A 16,072-nucleotide genomic window follows, 5' to 3' on the forward strand; every position below is an offset into this window, starting at 1 on the left:
CTCAGCCCACCGTCCTCCGCGCGGCGGCGACGATGGTCTCCTCCCGCGGGAGCGCCGCTTCCTCCAGGTGCCGCGCGTACGGCATCGGGACCTCCGCGGAGCAGACCCGCTCCACCGGGGCGTCGAGGTCGAAGAAGCACTGCTCGACGAGCCGGGCACTGATCTCGGCCGAGAGGCTGCCCGAGCGCCAGCCCTCGTCGACGACCACGCACCGGTGCGTGCGCCGCACCGAGGCGAAGATCGTCTCCTCGTCGAGCGGCCGGAGCGTGCGCAGGTCCACGACCTCGGCGTCGACGCCCTGAGCGGCCAGTGTCGCGGCGGCGGCCATGGTGGCCGGCAGGGTGCCGCCGTAGCAGACCAGGGTCACGTCGGACCCCGGCCGGCGGAGCGCCGCGTGCCCGATCTCCACCGGCCCGGCGTCCGCGGCGATGGTTCCACGGTCGTTGTAGAGCGACCCGTGCTCGAAGATCAGCACCGGGTCCGGGTCCTCCAACGCGGTCCAGAGCATCCCGCGGGCGTCCTCGAGCGTGGCCGGCGCCAGGATCTTCAGGCCGGGGATGTGGGCGTACCACCCCTCGAGGCTGTGCGAGTGCTGCGCGGCCAGCTGCCGCCCGGCTCCGGTGGTCATCCGGATCACCAGCGGCACGCCCACCTGGCCGCCGGACATGTGCCGCAGGGTGGCGGCGTTGTTGAGGATCTGGTCCAGCGCCAGCAGGCTGAAGTTCACGGTCATGATCTCGACGATCGGCCGCATCCCGGCGATGGCGGCCCCGATACCGGCGCCGACGAACGCCGCCTCGGACAGCGGGGTGTCGCGGATCCGCTCGGGCCCGAACTCCTCGAGCAGCCCGAGGCTGACCGCGAAGCAGCCGCCGTAGCGACCGACGTCCTCGCCCATCAGGAAGACCCGGTCGTCGCGGCGGAGCGCGTCGCGGATCGCCGCGCGGCACGGGCCCCGGACCGCGTCATGACCGGCCGCCCTGCTCGGCGTACACGTGCCGGGTCAGCTCCTCGACCGGCTCCAGCGGCGCCGCCTCCGCGCTCTCGACCGAGCGGTCGACCTCGGCGAGCGCGTCGGCCCGGATCCGCTCGAGCGCGGCCTCGTCGAGCGCCCCCTCCTCGAGCAGCCGCGCCACCAGCGCGTCGATCGGGTCCCGCTCACGCCAGCGCTCCACCTCCGCCTTGTCCCGGTAGCGCTCGGGGTCGTACATCGAGTGCGCACGGAACCGGTAGGTGCGCAGCTCGAGGAAGACCGGCCCGCCGCCCCCACGGACGTGGTCCACCGCCCGGCGCGCCGCCTCGGCGACCGCGACCACGTCCATCCCGTCGACCGCCCAGGCGGCCATCCCGTAGGAGGACGCCCGCAGCGCCAGGTCGGTCTCCGCCTGTGCCCGCTCGATCGCGGTGCCCATCGCGTACAGGTTGTTCTCGCAGGCCAGCACCACCGGCAGGTGCCAGAGCGCGGCGAGGTTGGCGCACTCGTGGAACTCGCCCTCGGCGTAGGCGCCGTCGCCGAAGAAGCAGGTGGTGACAGCGCCGGTGCCGCGCATCGCGTCGGCCAGGGCCAGGCCGATCGCGAGCGGCAGCCCGCCGGCGACGATCGCGTTGCCGCCGTAGAACCGGCGGTCCGCGTCGAAGAGGTGCATGGACCCGCCGCGGCCTCCGGAGCAACCGGTGGCCCGGCCGTACATCTCGGCCATCAACGAGTCCATCGGCACGCCGCGCGCCAGCGCGTGGCCGTGCTCGCGGTATGTCGAGACCACCGGGTCCGCCGGCGCGAGCGCCGCGCTCACCCCCACCGCCACCGCCTCCTCCCCGATCCCCACGTGCAGGAAGCCGCGTATCTTGGCCGCGCTGTAGAGCTCGACGCACCGCTCCTCGAACAGCCGCATCCGGGTCATCTCGCGCAGCAGGCCGACCCGGGGGTCCTCCGGGGCGGCCCCGTCCGCCCGGGTCGTCACTGCCGCTCCAGGGTCGAGACGTCGCCCTCGGGCAGCCCGAGCTCGCGTGCCTTGAGCAGCCGCCGCATCACCTTGCCGCTGCGGGTGTGCGGCAGGTGCTGGTCGAAGACGATCTCCCGCGGCGCCACCGACCCCAGCCGGCGACGGCCGAACGCGACCAGCTCCCGCCGCAGCTGCTCGTCGGCGTCGAAGCCGGGGCGCAGCGTCACGAACGCCTTGACCAGCTCGCCGGCGACCGGGTCGGGCTTGCCGATCACCCCCGCCTCCACGACCGCCGGGTGCTCCATCAGTGCGCTCTCCACCTCGAACGGGCCGATCAGGTGCCCGGCCGACTTGATGACGTCGTCGCCGCGCCCGACGAACCAGTAGTAGCCGTCGACGTCGCGCCGGGCGAGGTCGCCGCTGCAGTACCACCCGCCGATGAAGCAGCGGCGGTAGCGCTCCTCGTCGTCGAGGTAGCCGCGGAACATCGAGGGCCACCCCGGACGCAGCGCGAGCTCGCCGACCTGCCGCGGGTCGGAGACCTCCACCACCTGCCCGTCGCTCAGCACCGGCCGGCCGTCGGTGCCGCGCTCGAGCAGGGCGACCTCCACGCCCGGCTCGGGGCGGCCCATCGAACCGGGACGCACCTCGTCGCCCGGCGCGTTGCTGACCATGATCGCGCCGGTCTCGGTCTGCCACCAGTTGTCGAGCACCGGGCGGCGGAACGTCTCCTGCGCCCAAAGCACCGCCTCCGCGTTGAGCGGCTCCCCCACGCTGGCGACGTGCCGCAGCGCGGACAGGTCGTAGCGCCCGGCGAGCTCGGCGCCCGAGCGCATCAGCATCCGCAGCGCCGTGGGGGCGGTGTACCAGACGCTGACCCGCTGGTCGGCCAGGACGCCGTACCAGCGTCGGGCGTCGAAGTCGCCGGCGTCGACGACGACGGTGGCGCCGTGGGTGAGCGGGGCGATGATGCCGTACGACGTGCCGGTCACCCAGCCCGGATCGGCCGTGCACCAGAAGACGTCGCCGCGGCGCAGCCCGAGGGCGTGGCCGGCGGTCGCGTGGTGCGCGACCACCGCGTCGTGCACGTGCAGCGCCCCCTTGGGCCGGCCGGTGGTGCCACTGGTGAAGTGCAGCAGGGCCACCGACTCCGGGTCGGTCCAGGGGATCGTGTAGTCGGCGTCGGCCGTGGCCATCAGGTCGTGCCAGGACCTGGTGCCCGGCTCGACGGTCGTCGGGTCGGCGTCCACGAGCAGCACCTCGGCGAGCTCGGGCAGCTGGTCGCGGAGCCCCGCGATCCGCCGGCGGTAGAGCTCACGGGTGGTGACCAGGACGCGGGCGCGGCCCATCAGCATCCGCTGCCGCACCGGCTCGGGTCCGAACGCGGCGAACAGCGGGCAGAACACGCTGGCGTGCTTGAGGGTGCCGAGCGCGCTGACGTGGGTCTCCCAGCCGCGGCCGAGCAACGTGAACACCGCGCCGCCCGGTTTCACCCCCAGGCCGTCGAGGACGGCGGCGAACCGGTTGGTGTGCTCGCGGAGGTCCCGGTAGGTGTGCTCCTGCACGGCGCCGTCGGCGGCGAGGCAGCGCAGCGCGACGACGTCCCCGTCCCCGTGCACCACGTGCCGGTCGACCGCCTCGTAGGCGATGTTGAGCCCACCGCCCGGAAGCCCGTCGAGCGCGGCGCGGGCGAGCGCCCAGGCCTGCGACCGGTCCGGGTGGCCGGCGCTCACGCCCGTCCCTTCGACTCCTCGGCGGTGCTCTCGTGCTCGCTGCGGCGTTCCTCCTCGGCCGCCTTGTGCGCATGGGCCGCCTCGCTGGCGAGGTAGCGGTTCAACCCCTCCCACAGCTGGGCGCGGCGGGCGCTGCGGAGTGCCCTCGACACCGGCTCGTCCATGGCTTCGCGCTGTGCCTTCAGGTTCTCCTGCTCGCTCATCGGTCCTCCTCGACAGTCCCCGACACCGCCACCCTGCCGCGGGGCGCATCCCCACCCCAGGGTCCTTGGGCCCGCGTCGCCGGGACTGCCGCACCTGGCCGTTACCTCCCGGTGCGCGCGAGTGCCCCCGGCCGTGACCTAGGGCCCTGGGGGGTCCGGCCCACGGCCGTCCACGATGGGACGGAGAGGGCACTCGGGGGCGCTTGGGGCGCCCGAGGGAAGGGGCGCGTCATGACCGACCTGGTGCACCGCCCCACGGACGACCTGGTCCATGGGCTGGAGGACGCCCCGGCGCGTGAGCCCAGCGTGGTCGGCGCCAAGGCGGCCGCGCTCGCCCGGTCCCGGCAGGCCAGGCTGCCGATCGTGCCCGGGTTCGCGCTCACCACCGAGGTGCACCGCCGGTTCCTCGCGGCCGGGCGCACGCTGCCGCCCGAGGTCGCCGCCGGTGCGCTGGACGCCTGGTCCCGGCTCACCGGGGGCGGCTCCCGTCGCGTCATCGTGCGCTCCTCCTCGACCGTCGAGGACGTCGGCGCCTCGTCGATGGCCGGACGCTTCCGCTCGGTGCTCGACGTGGACGGACCGGACGCGTTCCTCTCCGCCGTGGTGGACGTGCTGCGTTCCGGGGACGCGGTCGGCACCCCCGGAGCGCCGAGCCCGATGGGGGTGCTGGTGCAGCGGCACCTGCGTCCGGCGAAGGCCGGCGTGATGTTCGGTGTCGACCCGGTCACCGGCGACGCGCGCCGGCTGGTCGTCGAGGCCGTCACCGGCGGCCCGGACAAGCTGGTCAGCGGCAAGGTGACCGCCCAGCACTACGTGATGACCCGGCACGGACGGCTGCTCGCCATCGACCACACCCCGGTGCACGCGCTGCGACCCGTCACCCACCACCAGCGACTGCTCGGCACCACCGAGCTGGTCGCGCTGGCGCGGCTGGCCGCACGCACCCGTTCGGTGTTCGGCTCGCCGCAGGACGTCGAGTGGGCGCTGGAGGAGGACGGCCGGCTGGTGCTGCTGCAGAGCCGCCCGGTCACCGCGGTCGCCCCGACCGCCACCCACGGCCCCGTGCTCGGACCCGGGCCGCTGGCGGAGACCTTCCCCGACCCGTTGAGCCCGCTCGAGGCGGACCTGTGGGTGCAGCCGCTGCGCGAGGGCGTCTGCCGCGCCCTGGCCGAGACCGGGGCGGTCGCGGCCCGACGGCTGCGCGAGTCCCCGGTGGTCACCACCGTCGGCGGCCGGATCGCCGCGGACCTGGAGCTGTTCGGCTACGTCCACCACCGCACCGCGTGGACGGTCATCGACCCGCGCCCGGCCTTCCGCTCCCTGGGGGCGGCCTGGCGCACCGGCGTCCTGCGCGCCGAGCTGCCGCAGCGCGCGGCGGCGCTCACCGCGGAGACCGACGCGGCGCTCTCCTCCGTCGACCTCGCCGGCGAGGACCGCGCGCTGCTGGCGGTGGCCGACCAGGGGGTGGAGCTGCTGGCGCGGCTGCACCACGACGAGGTGCTGACCGGCACCCTGCTGCCGCCGGCGACCAGCACCGCGGCCGCGCTCGCGCTGCACGTCTACCACGACCTCGCGACCCGGCCGGGTCCGGAGCGCACGGACCTGTCAGCGCTGCCGACGGTGGGTCCCGGCGGCCCCGGCGGCCCCGGCGGCCCCGGCGGCCCGGGCGGCCTGGACGGCTCCGCGGACGCCGTACGCCGGCATCCGGTGCTGCTCTGCCTGGTGCCTCCGGCGGTCTTCGCCGAGCAGGCGCTGCCCCCGCCACCGGCGACCCCGCCGCGCGGGGCGCTCGAGCCGCTCGTGCCTCGGGAGGCCCTGCGGCTGCGGATCCGGTGGGTGCAGGAGCTGACCGGGCGGGTCTGTCGCGAGCTGGACCGCCGGCTCGTGGAGCGCGACGTCACGCCGTATGCCGGGGCCGTGTCGCTGCTGACCCTGCAGGAGCTGCGCACGCTCGTGACCACCGGCGCGGTGCCCTCCGGGCTGCACGACCGGCGTGCCCAGGAGCTCGCGGACGCGCTGTCTCCGCCGCTGCCCGCGGAGTTCCGCCTCGGTGCGGAAGGCGTGGTGGTGCCGCTGGCGCGGACCGGTTCGCGACCCGGGTCCGGGGTGGCGGCCGGTGGCGGCCGCGGCACCGGCACGGTCAGCCATGGCTCGGCCCGCCGGCCCCCCTCCCCCGGCGACGTCCTGGTGGTGCGCGACCTCGAGCCCGGGCTGGCGCCGTACCTGCCCGGCCTGGGAGGCCTGGTCGCGGAGACCGGCAGCACCCTGTCGCACCTGGCGATCCTGGCTCGCGAGTACGGCGTGCCGACGGTGGTCGCGGTGCACGACGCGCTGCGCCGGTTCCCCGAAGGCACCCGGCTGCTGGTCGACGGGGCGACCGGCGAGACCCGCCGCCTCGACGCGTCCGAGGACGAGGACCAGGAGGAGGAGTCGTGACCCGGCTGGTAGCGAACGCCCTGGCCTGGCTGGCCGTGCTGGCCGTGCTGGCCGTCTCCGGCGGCTACACCCTGCACTACCTGCTGAGCTGGCAGTGGGCGCGCGCCGAGATCGCCGGGATCGCGTTCGTGGCCGCGACGGTGCTCGCCTCCACCTTGCTGATCGTGCGGCGGCTGCGGCGGATCGAGTACCGGTTGGCGTTGCTGGCCGCCCCGGTGCCGGCCGCGGCCGTCGCGCCCCCGGCGCAGGTGCCGGCTGCGGGCGGGACTCCGGTCGTCGGGGGCCCGGCACCGGTCGAGCCGCGGCCGGACTTCCCCTGGCTCGCCCCGCAGCTGGGGCTGGTGCCGGCGCTCCCCCTGCTGGTGGAGGCACCCGGGGTGAGCGGCCGGGCGGTGTTCATCCCGGTCTTCCTGGCCACCGGTCTGGTGGTCAGCCTGGTCGCCTCGGCCGTCGAGCGGCTCTCCGCCCTGCGGCACGGCGAGCCGCTGCCGGCGGGCACGGCGCACCCACCGCCGTCGCTCGCGGTGCTGCGCGACCGCCCGGCCCGCGGGCTGCTGCTCGTACCGCTGGTGGGCGCGGTCCTCGTGGTCGCGCTGATCCTCGGCCTCTACCGGGCCAGCCACTACCGGTCGGAGCCGATCGGCAACGGCATCACCACGATGACGGTGCAGGTCGCCCACAAGGGCGCCCCCGTCGACGAGGTCGCCACCGTCGAGACGCTGGCCCGCTACTGCGCCGCCAACGCCGGGATCGGCGTCTCCTACCGCGGGGTCCGGCCCGGCGCCGACGGGACGGTGCTGCTGCGGATCTCGCCGCTGCTCGACGACGACGCCCGGAGCCGCTACTCCGGGTGCCTCTCCGACGCCCTCCTGCAACAGGTCCAGCTGCACGTGAGCGACACCGCGCTCCGGCCCGGACCCGAGCGCTGAGCGCCGGCGGCACCGCACCCGGGGGCGCTCACCGGCCGGCGAGGCCCCGCATGGAGCGCGGGTCGAACCCGAACGGCAGCTCCAGCCGGTGCGCCGACATCAGCGTGTCGTCGGTGAGCACGTCGTACGTCGTCCCGTCGGCCACGATCACGCCGTCGGAGAGCACGACCGATCGGGGGCAGAGCTCCAGCGCGTAGGGCAGGTCGTGGGTGACCATCAGCACGGTCACCTCGAGGCCCCGCAGGATGTCGGCCAGCTCGCGGCGCGAGGCCGGGTCGAGGTTCGACGACGGCTCGTCGAGGACGAGGATCTCCGGCTGCATCGCCAGCACGGTGGCGACCGCGACCCGGCGCCGCTGGCCGAAGCTGAGGTGGTGCGGGGGCCGGTCGATGAACTCGACCATCCCCACCTGCTCGAGCGCGGCGTGCACCGCAGTGTCGAGCTCCGCCCCGCGAAGCCCGAGGTTGGCGGGGCCGAACGCGACGTCGTCGCGGACGGTCGGCATGAAGAGCTGGTCGTCGGGGTCCTGGAAGACCACGCCGACCCGGCGGCGGATCTCGCGCACGTTGCCCTTGGTGACCGGCAGGCCCGAGACGCTGACCGAGCCGGCGCCGGCCTCGAGGATGCCGTTCAGGTGCAGCACCAGGGTGGTCTTGCCCGCGCCGTTCGGCCCGAGCAGCGCGACCCGTTCCCCCTGGTGCACGTGCAGGTCGACGCCGAAGAGAGCCTGGTGGCCGTCGGGGTAGGCGTAGGCGAGGCCTTCGACCTGCAGGACCGGAGTGCTCATCAGCCGTGCCCGGGCGCGGACCGAGGGTGGCGCGTGGCCGGGGTGCGCCCGGTGTAGCCGCGCGCGACCATCGCCAGGTGGACGCGCTCGCCCCGCTCGTAGGAGCGGATGAACAGCGCCGCCGCGCTCCGGGCGACGACCGGCCAGTGCCGGGGATCGCGGGCGGTGAAGCCGCGGGACTCGCGGGCGATCCGCATCCGGCGCATCTCGTCGGTCACCACGTCGACGTAGCGGATCATGAAGCCCATGATCTGCACCAGCTGCTGCGGCAGCCGCAGCCGTTCCAGCCCGGCGAGCAGGTCGCGGGGCTCGGTGGTCGCCGCCAGCAGCAGGCTCGCGAGCACCCCGAGCGTGCCCTTGGCCAGCAGCGCGAACGCCGCCAGCAGGCCCGGCTCGCTCACGGTCAGCCCGAGCACCTCGGTGCGGGGGCCGGTGGCCGCGAACGGCAGGATCAGCGCGAAGACCACGAACGGGGTCTCGACCACCAGCCGCTTGAGGAGGTACGCCGGCGGCACGGCGCTGACCGCGGCGACCCCGACGAGCACCAGCAGGTAGGCGCCGTAGGCCGCGAACCAGTCCTTCGGGGTGGCCACCACCAGCAGCACGAACCCGAGCAGGCCGAGCACCTTCAGGTGCGCAGGGGCGCGGTGCAGCGGCGAGTGGCCGTGGAAATGCAGCTTGTGACCGTGCCCGGCGCCCATCTAGGCCTGCTCCCGGTGCGCGCCGGTGCGGGTGGCGTGCGGGCCGGCGTCCTGCGCCTCGGCCTCCACCTCGGGGGCGGGGTCGCGGCGGCCACGGCGCACGCTCCAGGTCAGGCCGCCGGCCAGCAGCAGCACCACCAGGGTGCCGGCCACCCCGGCGAGGCCGGTGGACAGCCGGCCGTTCTCGACCCCGGTGGTCCGGTAGCCGGCGAACGGCCCGTCGTGCGCGGCGTGCCGGCGTTCGGCGGCGGTGATGCCTTGGTCCCGCGCCACCCGGGTCAGACCGTCCGGGGCGGAGGAGGCGTAGTAGCTCACCACCCCGGCGAGCAGCAGCGCGACCAGCACCCCGACCGTGACGAAGACGCGCGTCCTCATGCGGCCGCCCCCGGCTCGCGGTCGCCGTCCCGGACGGCCGGGCGGACCTCCAAGGTGCGGCTGGCGAGGACCCGACGGGCGCCGTAGACGAGGTCCGGCCGGACGGCGACGACGCTGCCGACGACCAGGCCGGTGATCAGCGCCTCCCCGATCCCGATGAGCACGTGCCAGCCGAGCATGGCGCTGAGCAGCCCGGCGAGCGGGAGCGGCGCCTGGCCGCCGACCGCGTAGAGGCCGACGAACGCCGCCGCCGCGGCCGGGACCGAGACCAGGCCGGCGAGGCCGGCGAGGACCGGGACCAGCCCGAGACGCCGGGGAAGCAGCAGCTGCAGCCCGCGGAAGACCAGCCAGCCGACCAGCACCCCGACCAGGCCCATCAGCGTGATGTTGGTGCCGATCGCGGTGATCCCGCCGTCGGCGAACAGCAGGCTCTGCACGACGAGGACCACCGAGAGGCAGAGGATCGCCGTCCACGGCCCGACGAGCACCGCGGCGAGCGCGCCGCCGAGCAGGTGCCCGCTGGTGCCGCCGACCACCGGGAAGGTCAGCATCTGCGCCGCGAACACGAAGGCGGCGACCAGGCCTGCCATCGGCGCCGTACGGTCGTCAAGCTGGCGACGTGCGCCGCGCAGGGCCAGCCCGACGCCGGTGACCGCGACCGCTCCGGTGGCGATCGACGTCGGGGCGTCGAGGAAGCCGTCCGGGACGTGCATCGCTCGGCCTCCGCTAGGTTGGTGGAGCCCCGGGTCACGGGGCTTTGACGATGAGACTACGTTATTGCACATTGTTTGCAATAAGCCGTCCAGCGAGGTGAACGCCCCATGAACGAGCCCGCCCCCGCCCGTCTCGCCGTCGGCGACGAGGCCCCCGACTTCACCCTGACCAGCGACACCGGGGAGCAGGTGACGCTCTCGGCGCTGCGTGGCCGCAAGGTGATCGTCTACTTCTACCCGGCGGCGATGACCCCCGGCTGCACCAAGCAGGCCTGCGACTTCACCGACTCCCTGGACTCGTTGCACGCCTCCGGCTACGAGGTGCTGGGGGTCTCCCCGGACAAGCCCGAGAAGCTGGCGAAGTTCCGCGAGCGCGACGGCCTGACGATCACGCTGCTCTCCGACCCGGACAAGTCGGTGATGCGCGCGTGGGGCGCCTTCGGCCAGAAGAGCCTCTACGGCAAGGTGGTCGAAGGGGTCATCCGCTCCACCGTGGTGGTCGGCGAGGACGGCACCGTCGAGGTCGCGCAGTACAACGTGAAGGCCACCGGCCACGTCGCCAAGCTCCGCAAGGACCTCGGGCTCGCCTCCTGATCGTCGACCGCTCCGGCCGGCCACCCCTACACTGTGCCGGCGCCACGCGCGTGCTCCGGCGCCGCGCATGCGTGTCGAGCGCCCGTAGCCCAATGGCAGAGGCACCAGGTTTAGGTCCTGGCCAGTGAGAGTTCGAATCTCTCCGGGCGCACCCCGCAACGACCGGTCCGGGAGCCGGCCGGTGTCCTAGGGTGCCTGCGTGGACTCCACTGTCGACATCCGGCCGTTCGAGGACGGCGACGCCGCCGGGATCGCCCGGCTCTGCACGAGTCTCGGGTGGCCGTCGCTGAGCGACCCCGAGGTGGTACGCCGGGTGTGCACCGCGCCGGGATCGTCGGCCTACGTGGCCGTCCGGGACGGGGACCTCGTCGGCTGGGCGCAGGCTCTCGGCGACGGCGTGCTCCAGTCCCACCTCGGCTTCGTCGCCGTGGAGCCCGCGCACCGCCGCCGCGGCATCGCCCGGCTGCTGGTGACGGCCACCTTCCAGGCCACCCACACCTTGCGGATGGACCTGATCACCGACGTCGCGTCCGGGTTCTACGCCTCGTTCGAGCACAAGCCGATGCGCGGCTTCCGGATCTACCCGGGCGCCTGACCCGGGAGCGGCCGGTCACAGGCCGGTGAGCACTCCCGCGACGAACGGGGCGATCTCGCGCAGCGCCTTGCCCCGGTGGGAGATCGCGTCCTTCTCGTCGGGCGGCAGCTCCGCGGAGGTCAGCTCGTGCCCGTCCGCCACGAACAGCACGTCGTAGCCGAAGCCGCCCGCGCCGCGCATCTCGCGGATCACCCGCCCGGGCATCGTGCCGTGCACGACGTGCTCGACGACGCCGCCGGCCCCCGCCGGGTAGGCGAACGCCACCGCGGAGGTGAAGTGCGCCCCGCGGCGCTCGTCCGGGACGTCGTGGATCTGGTCGAGCAGCAGCTCGTTGTTGGCCCGGTCCCGGTCCACCGAGCCGTTCCTGCTGCCGCTCCAGCGGGCCGACAGCACCCCGGGCATGCCGTTGAGCGCGTCCACGCAGAGCCCCGAGTCGTCGGCGAGCGACGGCAGGCCGGTGGCCTCGACGGCGACCCGTGCCTTGATCAGCGCGTTGCCCTCGAAGGTCGGCTCGGTCTCGGCGGGCTCGTCGTACGGCGTCACGTCGTCGAGGCCGAGCACCTCGATGTCGGGGACGTGCTCGGCGAGGATCCGCTGCATCTCGGCGAGCTTCTTGGCGTTGCGGGAGGCCAGGAACACCTGGGTCACGGCCGCCCCCACCGGTGCTCGGGGAGCGGGAGCCGAGCGGCGGAGCTCATGAGGCCAGCGCCTCCTTCTGGATCCGGGTGAGGTCCGCGCAGCCCTTCTCGGCCAGCGCGAGCAGCCCGTCGAGCATCACCCGGTCGAACGGGTCGGCCTCGGCGGTGCCCTGGATCTCGACGTACTTGCCGTCGCCGGTCATCACGACGTTCATGTCGGTCTCGGCGCGGACGTCCTCCTCGTAGGGCAGGTCGAGGCGCGGCTCGCCGTCGATGATGCCCACCGAGATGGCGGCGACCGAGCCGGTCAGCGGATCACCGGGCAGCGCCCCCAGGCCCTTGAGGTGCGCGCAGGCGTCGGCCAGGGCGACGTACGCCCCGGTGATCGCGGCCGTCCGGGTGCCGCCGTCGGCCTGGAGCACGTCGCAGTCGAGCACGATGGTGTTCTCGCCGAGCGCCTTGTAGTCGATGACCGCGCGCAGCGAGCGGCCGACCAGCCGGCTGATCTCGTGGGTGCGGCCACCGATCCGCCCCTTGACCGACTCGCGGTCCGAGCGGGTGTTGGTCGCCGCGGGCAGCATGGCGTACTCCGCGGTGACCCAGCCGAGGCCGGAGCCCTTGCGCCAGCGCGGCACCCCCTCGGAGGCCGAGGCGGCGCAGAGCACCCGGGTGCGGCCGAACTCCACCAGCACCGAGCCGGCGGCGTGGTCGAGCCAGTTGCGGGTGATGGTGATCGGCCGGAGCTCGTCGTTGGACCGTCCGTCTGCGCGTGTCATGCCGCGGAGCCTACCGACGGGCGCCGACCCCTCGTCGGGCGCGTCCGCGGCGTCCGGTCAGTCCTCGGGGCCGACCCCGTCACCGGGACTGATCAGCCCGCTCTCGTAGGCGAACGCGATCGCCCGCGGGCGGTCCCGCAGGCCGAGCTTGTCGAGGACGCGGCCCAGGTGGGTCTTGACGGTCGTCTCGCCGAGGAACAGCGCTGCGGCGATCTCGGCATTGCTGTAGCCGCGGCCGACCATGCGGAGCACGTCGGTCTCCCGAGGCGTGAGCAGGTCCAGCTCCCGGGCACGCGGGGGCGCCGCCGGGACCGAGCCGAAGCGCTGGATGACGCCGGGCACGACGGACGGGTCGATGACGCCCTGCCCGGCGCCGGCGCGACGCACGGCGTCCACCATGTCCTGGGGCGGCGAGCTCTTGAGCAAGAACCCGGTGACGCCACGGCGCATCGCCTCGTCGACGACCTCGTCCTCGTCGAAGGTGGTCAGCACGATGACCCGCGTGCCGGGCGCGTCGGCCAGCAGCCGGCGGGCGGCGTCGAGACCGTTCATCCGGGGCATCCGCACGTCCATCAGCACCACGTCGGGAGAGGTCTCCGCGGCGACGCGCACGGCGTCCTCGCCGTCGACGGCCTCGCCGACGACCTCGAGATCGGGCTCCCCGTCGATGAGCAGGCGCAGGCCCGCCCGCACCATCGCCTCGTCGTCGGCGACCACCACGCGCAGCGTCATCGGCTGCTCCGCGTGCTCGCGCGGGCAGCCGGCCGCAGGGACGCTTCCGGCGCCAGCGGCAGCACGGCTCGCACCTCGAACCCGCCGTCCGGGCGCGGACCGGCGTGCAGCGTGCCGCCGAGGACGTGGGCCCGCTCGCGCATCCCCGGCAGCCCGTTGCCGCCGGGGGTGCCCGCCCCCCGGACCGGCCGCGTCGCCCGGCCGTTGCGCACGGCGATCTCGAGGCTCGACGTCCCGACGTCGACCACCACCTCGACGGGGGCTCCCGGGGAGTGCCGCAGAGCGTTCGTGAGCCCCTCCTGGACGATCCGGTACGCCGACATGTCCATCGCGTGACCCACCCCGCCGAGGTCCCCGCGGACGTCCACGGAGACGTCGGTGCCGGCACTGCGGACCTGGCCGACCAGGTCGTCGAGCTGCGCCAGCGACGGCAGCGGCGCGAGCGCCGGCCTCTCGCCCTCCCGCACCAGGCCGACGATGCGGCGCAGCTCGTCGACCGCCTGCCGGCCCAGCGACTCGGCGCCGCGCAGCGTCTGCTCCTCGACCGAGTCCTCCGGCAGCCGACGGCGCACCACGCCCACCTGGAGCGTCATCACGCTGACCGTGTGGGCGACGGCGTCGTGCAGCTCGCGCGAGATCCGGGTCCGCTCGGCGGTCACCGCGACGTCGGCCTGCTTCTCCCGCTCGAGGCGCAGCGCCTCGGCCAGTGTCGCCAGCTCGGCGCTGCGATCCTGCTCGCGCCGCAGCAGGAAGCCGACCACCCACGCCGGGCCGAGGATCAGCGCGTAGAAGAGGAACTCCCACACCGTCTGACCGGCCACCACGATCGTGCTCGCGGGCACCAGCGCACCGACCGCGTAGGCGGCGAGTCCGGTGCGACGGTCGGTGCGGTAGGCGGCGTACCCCACCAGCAGCATCGTCGCGATCAGGTGCGCCCCGCCCATCTGCGGCAGCGGGCCCCAGAGCATCGGCAGACCCAGCGCGAGCACGTCGACGACCACCGCGGCCAGGGGTGACCACCAGGCCACCACGCAGGCGACGCCGATGACCACGGAGATGACGACGCTGGCGCCCGTGACGCCGACGTCCTGGACGCCGTACGCCGCCTCGAACAGCGACGCGCCGGCCAGCACGACACCGACGGCGACGTGCGCGGCGAGTCCCGGGCGGAGCGGGCTGGTGGTCGGCACGCGCTCAAACTACGCGGCGACCACCACGGTGCACGTCGGTTTCGGGGACGACCCGGGGTCCTCCCCGGGGACGACCCGCGCGTCCCCACCCCGTCTCCGGGTCGTAGCGGAGTCGGGCTCCGCGAGCGATCCGGGTCACCCGCGGCCGGTCCTAGCGTTCCTCACGCCGGCTCGACCGACGTCGGCGAACCACCGAGAAACGCACAGAAGGACATCGCCATGACCAGCACCACCCTGACCACCGGAACGAGCAGCACGTCCGCCGCCGCCACCACCGACCACGGCCCCTCGAGGGTGCTCGGCGTGCTCGCCGGGCTGGCATCGATCGCCGCACCCTTGCTGTTCGTCGCCGGCGCGGCGACGTCACCGCCCCAGGAGAGTCCGGCCACCGACGACTACATCGCCTCGTTGGCCGCGGACCCGGTGCTCTCGGGGATCTCGGCGAACCTCTTCCACTACTCCTGGGTGCTGTTCGCGTTCGCCGCGATCGCGAGCATCGGGCTGGTCCGCGGACGCCGTGGCCGCGCGCTCACCACGGCGGGCGGCCTCGCGGCCGCGTTCGGCTCGATCCAGTTCACCGGCCTGCTGTGGTCGGACTGGATGAACGTCGCGCTCGGCAACACCGTCACGATGCCCGAGGCGGTCGCCGTCTTCGAGCACGTCAACGCGGCGCCGTCCATCGCCGTCTGGCTGCTCAGCGCCAAGGTGTTCGGCCTCCTCGGCTTCCCGGTGCTGTACGCCGGCCTCGCCCGGGCGGGCGTGATCACCTGGTGGCTGGTACCCCTGTCGCTGCTGCCCATGATCGCCTTCGGCGTGGTCGGTGGGGTCGTCGGCATCGCGCTCGCGGTGCTGCTCTACGCCCCGTCGTACGTCGTCGGCGTCCGGCTCGTGCAGCGGGCGCGCCTCGCCCACTGACGACTCGTCACGGCCGGCCCTCGCCCGAGGGCCGGCCGTTGCGCGGGTCAGATCTCGTAGACTGCGCCGCTCGTCGCCAGCTCGAGCGGGCCGTCGTAAGTCGTGCGCGCCTCCGCCACCGCGGCCTCGCCGTCGTACCACGGGGGCACGTGCGTGAGCACGAGCCGGCGGACACCGGCAGCGGTCGCGGCCCGGCCGGCGTCGGCCCCGGTGAGGTGCAGGTCCGCCGGGTTCTGGACGCCCTCACGGAACGCCGCCTCCGCGAGCAGCAGGTCGGCGTCCTTGGCCAGCTCGACCAGCTGGCCGCACGGCCCGGTGTCGCCGGAGTAGGCCAGCACCGCCCCGTCGGCCTCGATCCGCAGGCCGTACGCCGGGACCGGGTGCACCACCCGGCTGGGCCGGACCGTGAAGGGGCCCAGCGTGACCGGCTGGTCGTCGTAGGAGTGGAAGTGGAACTCCGCCGACATCCCCGGGTCGGCGGGCAGGCCGTAGGCCCGGGCCATCTGCCGGCCGATGCCCGGCGGCCCCCAGACCGGGATCGGTGGGCGGGCGCCCGCGGGGTGGTACTTCCACATCACGTAGAGGCCGCTGAGGTCGAAGTAGTGGTCGGCGTGCAGGTGGCTGATCAGCACCGCGTCGATGAGCAGCGGGTCGACGTAGCGGTGCAGCGCGCCCAGCGCGCCGCTGCCGAGGTCGAGCACCACCCGCCAGGTGCGACCCCCCTGGTCGACCTCGAGCAGGTAGCAGCTGGCCGGCGAGTCCGGACCGGGGTAGGAGCCGGCGCAGCCGACGACGGTGAGCCTCATGCGCAG

The 16,072-nt window shown here is 74.5% G+C and carries 18 protein-coding genes and 1 tRNA gene; 6 read left to right on the forward strand and 13 right to left on the reverse strand.

Features of this window, described 5'->3' with window-relative positions; translation table 11 throughout:
- Position 1: 1 nt before the first annotated feature.
- From H9L09_RS03290 to H9L09_RS21860, 4 genes are read right to left on the reverse strand one after another with little or no spacing between them, the layout of a single operon-like run.
- Positions 2-937 carry an alpha-ketoacid dehydrogenase subunit beta gene (locus H9L09_RS03290; protein WP_187580643.1) on the reverse strand — a complete coding sequence of 312 codons (936 nt, stop codon included), beginning with the start codon at positions 935-937 and terminating at the stop codon, positions 2-4.
- A 28-nt stretch (positions 938-965) separates the two neighbouring features.
- Positions 966-1,961, reverse strand: a complete 996-nt coding sequence (pdhA, locus tag H9L09_RS03295) for a pyruvate dehydrogenase (acetyl-transferring) E1 component subunit alpha (RefSeq protein ID WP_223164199.1) — start codon at positions 1,959-1,961, stop codon at positions 966-968.
- The gene (acsA, locus tag H9L09_RS03300) at positions 1,958-3,676 is read right to left on the reverse strand and encodes an acetate--CoA ligase (protein WP_246456233.1); all 1,719 of its coding nucleotides are present in this window, start codon (positions 3,674-3,676) and stop codon (positions 1,958-1,960) included. The genes pdhA and acsA overlap by 4 nt, the downstream gene beginning before the upstream one ends.
- The gene (locus H9L09_RS21860; RefSeq protein ID WP_246456234.1) at positions 3,673-3,879 is read right to left on the reverse strand and encodes a hypothetical protein; all 207 of its coding nucleotides are present in this window, start codon (positions 3,877-3,879) and stop codon (positions 3,673-3,675) included. The genes acsA and H9L09_RS21860 overlap by 4 nt, the downstream gene beginning before the upstream one ends.
- 231 nt (positions 3,880-4,110) lie before the next feature.
- Between H9L09_RS21860 and H9L09_RS03305 the strand changes: the two genes are divergently transcribed.
- Together H9L09_RS03305 and H9L09_RS03310 are read left to right on the forward strand one after the other, a co-directional pair.
- Positions 4,111-6,315, forward strand: a complete 2,205-nt coding sequence (locus H9L09_RS03305) for a PEP/pyruvate-binding domain-containing protein (protein ID WP_187579326.1) — start codon at positions 4,111-4,113, stop codon at positions 6,313-6,315.
- The gene (locus H9L09_RS03310) at positions 6,312-7,244 is read left to right on the forward strand and encodes a hypothetical protein (protein WP_187579327.1); all 933 of its coding nucleotides are present in this window, start codon (positions 6,312-6,314) and stop codon (positions 7,242-7,244) included. The genes H9L09_RS03305 and H9L09_RS03310 overlap by 4 nt, the downstream gene beginning before the upstream one ends.
- A 28-nt stretch (positions 7,245-7,272) precedes the next feature.
- Here H9L09_RS03310 and H9L09_RS03315 read toward each other — a convergent pair whose 3' ends face one another.
- The 4 genes from H9L09_RS03315 to H9L09_RS03330 are packed head-to-tail and all read right to left on the reverse strand — an operon-like array spanning position 7,273 to position 9,820.
- Entirely contained in the window at positions 7,273-8,031 is a 759-nt protein-coding gene (locus H9L09_RS03315) for an energy-coupling factor ABC transporter ATP-binding protein (protein ID WP_187579328.1), read from the reverse strand.
- Positions 8,031-8,732 (reverse strand): cobalt ECF transporter T component CbiQ, encoded by a 702-nt coding sequence (gene cbiQ, locus H9L09_RS03320; RefSeq protein ID WP_187579329.1) that lies wholly within the window; start codon positions 8,730-8,732, stop codon positions 8,031-8,033. The genes H9L09_RS03315 and cbiQ overlap by 1 nt, the downstream gene beginning before the upstream one ends.
- Entirely contained in the window at positions 8,733-9,107 is a 375-nt protein-coding gene (locus tag H9L09_RS03325; RefSeq protein ID WP_187579330.1) for a PDGLE domain-containing protein, read from the reverse strand.
- Positions 9,104-9,820 (reverse strand): energy-coupling factor ABC transporter permease, encoded by a 717-nt coding sequence (locus H9L09_RS03330; protein ID WP_187579331.1) that lies wholly within the window; start codon positions 9,818-9,820, stop codon positions 9,104-9,106. Before H9L09_RS03330 ends, H9L09_RS03325 begins: the two co-directional genes overlap by 4 nt.
- 108 nt (positions 9,821-9,928) lie before the next feature.
- On the opposite strand from H9L09_RS03330, the gene bcp reads away from it, so the two are divergent.
- The 3 genes from bcp to H9L09_RS03345 all read left to right on the forward strand — a co-directional run bounded on the left by bcp (position 9,929) and on the right by H9L09_RS03345 (position 11,009).
- Positions 9,929-10,414 (forward strand): thioredoxin-dependent thiol peroxidase, encoded by a 486-nt coding sequence (gene bcp, locus H9L09_RS03335; protein WP_187579332.1) that lies wholly within the window; start codon positions 9,929-9,931, stop codon positions 10,412-10,414.
- Between the two features lie 78 nt (positions 10,415-10,492).
- Positions 10,493-10,565 (forward strand) — tRNA-Leu (locus tag H9L09_RS03340).
- Positions 10,566-10,613: 48 nt separating this feature from the next.
- Positions 10,614-11,009, forward strand: coding sequence for a GNAT family N-acetyltransferase (locus H9L09_RS03345; protein WP_187579333.1), 396 nt, complete (start codon positions 10,614-10,616; stop codon positions 11,007-11,009).
- A gap of 15 nt (positions 11,010-11,024) precedes the next feature.
- Here H9L09_RS03345 and rdgB read toward each other — a convergent pair whose 3' ends face one another.
- From rdgB to H9L09_RS03365, 4 genes are read right to left on the reverse strand one after another with little or no spacing between them, the layout of a single operon-like run.
- Positions 11,025-11,657, reverse strand: coding sequence for an RdgB/HAM1 family non-canonical purine NTP pyrophosphatase (gene rdgB, locus H9L09_RS03350; RefSeq protein WP_187579334.1), 633 nt, complete (start codon positions 11,655-11,657; stop codon positions 11,025-11,027).
- Between the two features lie 46 nt (positions 11,658-11,703).
- The gene (gene rph / locus H9L09_RS03355; protein WP_187579335.1) at positions 11,704-12,423 is read right to left on the reverse strand and encodes a ribonuclease PH; all 720 of its coding nucleotides are present in this window, start codon (positions 12,421-12,423) and stop codon (positions 11,704-11,706) included.
- 57 nt (positions 12,424-12,480) lie between these two features.
- Positions 12,481-13,155 carry a response regulator gene (locus H9L09_RS03360; RefSeq protein ID WP_187579336.1) on the reverse strand — a complete coding sequence of 225 codons (675 nt, stop codon included), beginning with the start codon at positions 13,153-13,155 and terminating at the stop codon, positions 12,481-12,483.
- A complete protein-coding gene (locus H9L09_RS03365; RefSeq protein ID WP_187579337.1) occupies positions 13,152-14,345 on the reverse strand; it encodes a sensor histidine kinase in 1,194 nt (397 codons plus the stop codon). The genes H9L09_RS03360 and H9L09_RS03365 overlap by 4 nt, the downstream gene beginning before the upstream one ends.
- 219 nt (positions 14,346-14,564) lie before the next feature.
- On the opposite strand from H9L09_RS03365, the gene H9L09_RS03370 reads away from it, so the two are divergent.
- A complete protein-coding gene (locus H9L09_RS03370) occupies positions 14,565-15,260 on the forward strand; it encodes a hypothetical protein (protein WP_187579338.1) in 696 nt (231 codons plus the stop codon).
- 47 nt (positions 15,261-15,307) lie between these two features.
- On the opposite strand, the gene H9L09_RS03375 is transcribed toward H9L09_RS03370, so the two are convergent.
- Complete coding sequence (locus H9L09_RS03375) at positions 15,308-16,066, reverse strand: MBL fold metallo-hydrolase (protein WP_187579339.1); 759 nt, start codon at positions 16,064-16,066, stop codon at positions 15,308-15,310.
- Between the last annotated feature and the right edge of the window lie 6 nt (positions 16,067-16,072).

This window comes from Nocardioides mesophilus (genome assembly GCF_014395785.1).
Classification (GTDB): domain Bacteria; phylum Actinomycetota; class Actinomycetes; order Propionibacteriales; family Nocardioidaceae; genus Nocardioides_B; species Nocardioides_B mesophilus.

What these genes read in the sequence shown, in the direction of transcription:
- H9L09_RS21860 (WP_246456234.1), bottom strand. Translation starts at nt 3,879, where the DNA reads ATGAGCGAGCAGGAGAACCTGAAGGCACAGCGCGAAGCCATGGACGAG.
- H9L09_RS03305 (WP_187579326.1), top strand. Translation starts at nt 4,111, where the DNA reads ATGACCGACCTGGTGCACCGCCCCACGGACGACCTGGTCCATGGGCTG.
- H9L09_RS03315 (WP_187579328.1), bottom strand. Translation starts at nt 8,031, where the DNA reads ATGAGCACTCCGGTCCTGCAGGTCGAAGGCCTCGCCTACGCCTACCCC.
- cbiQ (WP_187579329.1), bottom strand. Translation starts at nt 8,732, where the DNA reads ATGGGCGCCGGGCACGGTCACAAGCTGCATTTCCACGGCCACTCGCCG.
- H9L09_RS03325 (WP_187579330.1), bottom strand. Translation starts at nt 9,107, where the DNA reads ATGAGGACGCGCGTCTTCGTCACGGTCGGGGTGCTGGTCGCGCTGCTG.
- H9L09_RS03330 (WP_187579331.1), bottom strand. Translation starts at nt 9,820, where the DNA reads ATGCACGTCCCGGACGGCTTCCTCGACGCCCCGACGTCGATCGCCACC.
- bcp (WP_187579332.1), top strand. Translation starts at nt 9,929, where the DNA reads ATGAACGAGCCCGCCCCCGCCCGTCTCGCCGTCGGCGACGAGGCCCCC.
- rph (WP_187579335.1), bottom strand. Translation starts at nt 12,423, where the DNA reads ATGACACGCGCAGACGGACGGTCCAACGACGAGCTCCGGCCGATCACC.
- H9L09_RS03360 (WP_187579336.1), bottom strand. Translation starts at nt 13,155, where the DNA reads ATGACGCTGCGCGTGGTGGTCGCCGACGACGAGGCGATGGTGCGGGCG.
- H9L09_RS03370 (WP_187579338.1), top strand. Translation starts at nt 14,565, where the DNA reads ATGACCAGCACCACCCTGACCACCGGAACGAGCAGCACGTCCGCCGCC.
- H9L09_RS03375 (WP_187579339.1), bottom strand. Translation starts at nt 16,066, where the DNA reads ATGAGGCTCACCGTCGTCGGCTGCGCCGGCTCCTACCCCGGTCCGGAC.